Source organism: Kitasatospora sp. NPDC059803 (assembly GCF_042732255.1).
Classification (GTDB): Bacteria; Actinomycetota; Actinomycetes; order Streptomycetales; family Streptomycetaceae; genus Kitasatospora.
On sequence record NZ_JBHWIJ010000389.1, the window covers coordinates 1 to 5,206 of the forward strand.

6 protein-coding genes are annotated in these 5,206 nt (G+C 74.4%); 5 read left to right on the forward strand and 1 reads right to left on the reverse strand.

Annotated elements, in window-relative coordinates:
- Positions 1–385: 385 nt before the first annotated feature.
- Positions 386–1,246: an SAM-dependent methyltransferase gene (locus ACFV6I_RS36190; protein ID WP_363369625.1), complete on the forward strand. Its 861-nt coding sequence runs from the start codon at positions 386–388 to the stop codon at positions 1,244–1,246.
- Between the two features lie 80 nt (positions 1,247–1,326).
- On the opposite strand, the gene ACFV6I_RS36195 is transcribed toward ACFV6I_RS36190, so the two are convergent.
- Positions 1,327–2,196: an Fpg/Nei family DNA glycosylase gene (locus ACFV6I_RS36195; RefSeq protein ID WP_380430201.1), complete on the reverse strand. Its 870-nt coding sequence runs from the start codon at positions 2,194–2,196 to the stop codon at positions 1,327–1,329.
- 135 nt (positions 2,197–2,331) lie between these two features.
- Between ACFV6I_RS36195 and ACFV6I_RS36200 the strand changes: the two genes are divergently transcribed.
- The 4 genes from ACFV6I_RS36200 (at position 2,332) to ACFV6I_RS36215 (ending at position 5,098) form a co-directional block, all read left to right on the forward strand.
- Positions 2,332–2,784 (forward strand): SRPBCC family protein, encoded by a 453-nt coding sequence (locus ACFV6I_RS36200; RefSeq protein WP_363369629.1) that lies wholly within the window; start codon positions 2,332–2,334, stop codon positions 2,782–2,784.
- A gap of 144 nt (positions 2,785–2,928) precedes the next feature.
- Positions 2,929–3,588 (forward strand): hypothetical protein, encoded by a 660-nt coding sequence (locus tag ACFV6I_RS36205; RefSeq protein WP_380430203.1) that lies wholly within the window; start codon positions 2,929–2,931, stop codon positions 3,586–3,588.
- 98 nt (positions 3,589–3,686) lie between these two features.
- On the forward strand, positions 3,687–4,484 hold the full coding sequence (locus tag ACFV6I_RS36210) for a DsbA family protein (protein WP_380430205.1): 798 nt from the start codon (positions 3,687–3,689) through the stop codon (positions 4,482–4,484).
- On the forward strand, positions 4,481–5,098 hold the full coding sequence (locus ACFV6I_RS36215; RefSeq protein WP_380430208.1) for a vitamin K epoxide reductase family protein: 618 nt from the start codon (positions 4,481–4,483) through the stop codon (positions 5,096–5,098). Before ACFV6I_RS36210 ends, ACFV6I_RS36215 begins: the two co-directional genes overlap by 4 nt.
- Positions 5,099–5,206 lie beyond the last annotated feature (108 nt).

Consider the following 5,206-nt stretch of genomic DNA (forward strand, 5'->3'; position numbering starts at 1 on the left):
GCCCCGGGGCCTCCGGGGCGGCCCCCGGCGGCCGCGCCGTAGCGCCCGCCCCGGCGTCGTCCGCGCCGCTCCAGGGGCTCCCGCAGCCGGCCGCTCCGAGCAGGGACATCCCGGCCGCGACCAGCAGCAGTCGCCGCGAGGGCGTTCGTTTGGGCATTTGTGAGTAAATCTGATGATCTGACAGCATTCTGAATGCTTCCCCCGTGTGCCGCCGCCGCTCCCCGATGGCGCCTCAGACGGACCCGATCACCACTCCGACGGCGCAAGCACACCCCGCCCGCCCCCGGCTTCCGCAGCACTTCCCCGACCGGACGCCCGCCCTCCCCTCCCGACCGCTACGCTGTGCCTTCCCCAGTGTGATGATCTGCCATCAGAGGACGTGGCCATGACGACAAGTCAGGACATCCCGGACCAGGACCGGCCCGACGACGACCCCGCCGAGCTGAGCCAGTGGGAACGGTTCGGCGTCGACACCACCGCCCCCCACTCGGCGCGCGTGTACGACTACTGGCTGGGCGGCAAGACCAACTTCCCGCCGGACCGCGCCATGGGGCAGGCCATCGAGGAGGCCGTGCCGAGCGTCAAGCAGATGGCCAAGGCGAACCGCGCCTTCCAGGGCCGGGCCGTCCGCCACCTCGCCCGGGAACACGGCATCCGCCAGTTCCTCGACCTCGGCACCGGCATCCCCACGTCGCCCAACACCCATGAGATCGCCGAGGCGGTCAGCCCCGGCACCCGGGTGGTCTACGTCGACAACGACCCGATCGTGCTCGCCCACGCCCGCGCCCTGATGGTGTCCAGTCCGGCCAGCCGGACCACCTACATCCACGCCGACCTGCGCAAGCCCGAGGAACTGTTCACCGACCCGGCGCTCACCGCCACACTGGACCTCACCCAGCCGGTCGGCCTGCTGATGATCGCCGTGCTGATGCTCATCGCCGACGAGGACGACCCGTGGGGCCGGGTCGCCGCCCTGCGCGACGCCCTGCCCGCCGGCAGCTGCATCGCCCTCACCACCCCCACCCAGGACTTCGACCCGGAGGCGGTCGGCAAGGTCACCGAGGCCGCCCGGGCCGGCGGCATGACCCTCGTCCCGCGCACCCACGACGACGTCCTGCGCTTCTTCGACGGCTGGGACCTGGTCGAGCCGGGCCTCTCCCCCGTCCTCGCCTGGCGCCCGGACGGCGAGCCGCCGGCCGACCCGAAGGCCGCGTACTACTGGGGCGGCGTCGCCGTCAAGCGCTGAACCCGGCCGGGTGGGGCAGGCCGCACCAGGCCCGCCCCACCCGCGCCCTCACCCCAGCAGCCCCCACCCCGCCCGCGCCCTCACTTCAGCAGCCGCGACAGCCGCCGGTCCGCCAGCGGCTTCCCCCCGGTCTGGCAGGTCGGGCAGTACTGCAGCGATGAGTCCGCGAAGGACACCTCGCGCACGGTGTCCCCGCAGACCGGGCAGGGCAGGCCGGTCCGGCCGTGCACCCGCAGCCCCAGCTTCTTCTCCGCCTTGAGCTCCCCCGCCGCCAGCCCCCGCGAGCGCTCCACCGCGCCGCGCAGCGTGGCGCCGAGCGCCTCGTAGAGCCGCACCGTCTCCTCCTCGGTCAGGCTGGACGCCGGCTTGTACGGGGACATCCGGGCCGCGTGCAGCACCTCGTCCGAGTAGGCGTTGCCCACCCCGGCCAGCACGCCCTGGTCCCGCAGCACGCCCTTGAGCCGGCGCCGGTCGCCGCTCAGCAGGGCGGCGAAGTCCGCCAGGGTGAACGCCGGGTCCAGCGGGTCGGGGCCGAGCCGGGCCACCCCGGGCACCTCGGCCGGGTCCTTCACCACGTCGACCGCGAGGCCCTTCTTCGTCCCCGCCTCGGTCAGGTCGAAGCCGTCGCCGGCCTCCCCGGCCAGGCGCAGCCGCAGCGCCAGCGGGTTCCTCGGGCTCGGGCGCGGCGGTTCGGCGGGCAGGCCGTCCTTCCAGCGCAGCCAGCCGGCCCGGGCCAGGTGGACCACCAGGTGCAGGCCGCCGGCCTCGATGTCGAGGAACTTGCCGCGCCGGGTCACCGGGCCGACGGTCCGCCCCTCCAGCGCGGTGACCGGCGGGTCGTACGTCTTCAGCGCGCTGATCGCGACCGGCTGCACCCGGGCGATGACGCGCCCGGTCAGCCGCTCGGACAGGAAGTCGCTCAGCGCCTCGACCTCGGGCAGCTCCGGCATGCGCCCAGTCTCCCGCAGCCCCGCGGCGGCCGCCCGCCCGGGGGCGCGCCTTTGCCCGGCTCCCGCGCGGGGCGCAGGCTGGAACTGCGCGCCGTACCCAGCGCCCCCCCTGCGCCCCCGCCACGGAGCACCGTGATGAGCATCCTTGAGGAACAGATCGACCTCGCCGTCCCCGTCCTCGTCGCCTGGGAGCAGCTGCACCGGGTGCACGAGTACCCGCAGTTCGTCGACGGCGTCCGCAGCGCCCACCCGCACGGGCGGAACCTGGCACACCTCGGGGTGGAGGTCGACGGCGCCGAGCGGGCGGTGGACACCGAGATCACCGACCGCGGCCGGGGCCGGGTGATGTCCTGGCGCACGCTCGACGAACCGCGCCTGCACGGCGCGTTCGCGCTGCTGCCGCTGGACGCCCGGCACACCCGGCTGCAGATCCGGGTGGAGTACGACCCGGAGGCGATGCACGAGGCGTTCGGCGGGCCGCGCGGCTTCGCCCTGGCCGGGGCGATCGAGCGGACCGTACGGGACGATCTGGAGCACTTCCGGGAACTGGTCGAGGAACGGGTCGGCGCGGCGGTCAGACGCGGCTGAGCACGGCCGGCAGGCCCAGGTGAACCCGGCGGGCAGGCCCGCGTAAGGGCCGCATAAGCCCAGCTCAGCGCCGGTGGTGAGGCTCTTCACAGCGGACCACCGGCCCGACCGTTTCACTTTCAACCTGTGGCAGACTCGGATGCCATGGACATCGGCCCGGTCACCAGGACGCTCCGCGCGGCGGTCTTCGCCGCGCTGGTCGTGCTGCTCGCCGGGCTCGGCCAGGTGCTGGTCACCGGCCGCGCGCTGCCGGCCGGCCCGATGGCCCTGGCCTGCGTCGCCGTGTTCGCGGTGGCGTACGTGCTGGCCGGCCGCGAGCGCGGCTACCCGGCGGTCGCGGCGGTGTTCCTGCCGCTGGAGCTGGGCGTCAGCGCACTGTTCGACTTCGCGCAGACCGCCTGCCCGTCCCTGCCGCCCGGCTCCGCGCGCGGCTTCCAGCCGCTGCTGTGCGGCGGCGGTTCGCTGGGCGGGTTCCTGCTCGGCCACGGCGTCTCCCAGCAGATCGGCGTCCTGCTGCTCCTGCTGCTGCACGCCGCGATCGCGCTGGCCGGCGCGTTCTGGCTGCGCCGCGCGGACGCCGCGCTGGCCGGCCTCGCCCGCACCGTCCGGATGCTGGGCGACTTCCTGCACCGGCACCTGCCGGCCGCCGCCCGCTGGCTGCGGCTGCTCGCCGCGCCCGTCCCGGCCCGTCCGGTGGCGCGGGTGCCGTTCCCCCGGGCCAGCCGGGCCCTGGTCCCGGCCGAGGACGTCGTCGTCCGCCCGGCCGTCCGGCGCGGTCCGCCGGCGCTCGCCCTGGCCTGCTGACAGGCGCGCGCCGCTCGGCGCCGCTCCCGGCCGGTCCTCTCGCCGCGCGCCCCGCGCGCCCGCACCCCCGCACGCCCGAGAGCACAGGACGACACCTCATGAGCAACACCCGCAAGGCCGCCGCCAAGACCAACGCCACCGACCGTATGCGCGCCGCCCGCGCCCAGGCCGAGCGCTCCGACCGGATCCGCCGCCGGGTCGTGGTCGGCGGCGCCTCCGCCGCCGTGCTCGCCCTCGTGGCGGGCGTGGCCTTCGCCGTCGGCGGCTCCTCCGGCTCCGGTTCCGCCGACGCGGCCGCGAGCGGCCCGCTGACCGTCCCCGCCAACACGGGCGGCCAGGACGGCACCGTGATCACCTACGGCAAGGCCGACGCCCCGCACACCCTGGAGATCTACGAGGACTTCCGCTGCCCGTTCTGCGAGCAGTTGGAGACCACCACCGGCAAGGCCATCCAGCAGCTCGCCGACGACGGCACGTACAAGATCGAGTACCACCTGGCGACGTTCCTGGACAAGAACCTCGGCGGCAAGGGCTCGCGCACCGCGCTGGCCGCCGCCGGCGCCGCGCTCAACGAGGGCGTGGACAAGTTCAAGCAGTTCCACGACGTGCTCTACGCCAACCAGCCCGACGAGCGCACCGACGGCTTCGGCGACGTCAACCACCTCCTCGACCTGGCCGGGCAGGTGCCCGGGCTGAAGACCGACGGCTTCGTCAAGGCCGTCCAGGACGGCACCTACGCGCCGTGGGCGGCCAAGGTCAACGAGGAGTTCAACAAGAGCGACGTCACCGGCACCCCGACCGTCAAGCTGGACGGCAAGAAGCTGGACGTCCTCACCGGCGGCAAGGCCGCCACGCCCGAGCAGTTCACTGCGATGGTCAAGCAGGTGACCGGATGACGGCCGCCGCCCCCGCCGCGCGGACGTACGGCGCGAGCCGCCCGTTCGCCTGGCTGCTGCTGATCGGCGGCGCGGTCGGCCTGTTCGCCTCCTCGGTCCTCACCCTGGACAAGATCCGGCTGCTGAAGGACCCGTCGTACGTCCCCTCCTGCAACATCAACCCGATCATCAGCTGCGGCTCGATCATGCGCAGCGACCAGGCCGAGGCCTTCGGCTTCCCCAACTCGCTGCTCGGCCTGGTCGGCTTCGGGGTCGTCATCGCGATCGGCGCCGGGCTGCTCGCCGGGGCGGCGTACCGGCGCTGGTTCTGGCTCGGCCTCCAGGCCGGGACGGTCTTCGGCATCGGCTTCGTGACCTGGCTGATGTACCAGGCGCTCTACCGGATCGGCGCGCTCTGCCCGTACTGCATGGTGGTCTGGGCCGCGATGATCCCGCTGTTCTGGTACACCACCCTGCACAACCTGCGTTCCGGGATCATCCCCACCGGCCGCGCCCTGCGCCCGGTCGTCCGCGAGGCGGCGCGCTACCACTGGGTCGTCCCGGCGCTCTGGTACGCGGTGATCGCCCTGCTGGTCCTCAACCGGTTCTGGTACTACTGGAGCACCCTGCTCTGACCCCGTTCGGCCGACCGTTCGGCAGACCCGGCCGCCCCCCCCCCCGCCCCCCCCCCCGCGGGCGCGCCGGGGGGGCGGCAGGGCGCCCCCACGCCGCTCCACTATGTA

Bases quoted from the DNA above. Each gene is read 5' to 3' on its own strand.
- ACFV6I_RS36200 (WP_363369629.1), top strand. From the start codon at position 2,332: ATGAGCATCCTTGAGGAACAGATCGACCTCGCCGTCCCCGTCCTCGTC.
- ACFV6I_RS36195 (WP_380430201.1), bottom strand. From the start codon at position 2,196: ATGCCGGAGCTGCCCGAGGTCGAGGCGCTGAGCGACTTCCTGTCCGAG.
- ACFV6I_RS36205 (WP_380430203.1), top strand. From the start codon at position 2,929: ATGGACATCGGCCCGGTCACCAGGACGCTCCGCGCGGCGGTCTTCGCC.
- ACFV6I_RS36190 (WP_363369625.1), top strand. From the start codon at position 386: ATGACGACAAGTCAGGACATCCCGGACCAGGACCGGCCCGACGACGAC.
- ACFV6I_RS36210 (WP_380430205.1), top strand. From the start codon at position 3,687: ATGAGCAACACCCGCAAGGCCGCCGCCAAGACCAACGCCACCGACCGT.
- ACFV6I_RS36215 (WP_380430208.1), top strand. From the start codon at position 4,481: ATGACGGCCGCCGCCCCCGCCGCGCGGACGTACGGCGCGAGCCGCCCG.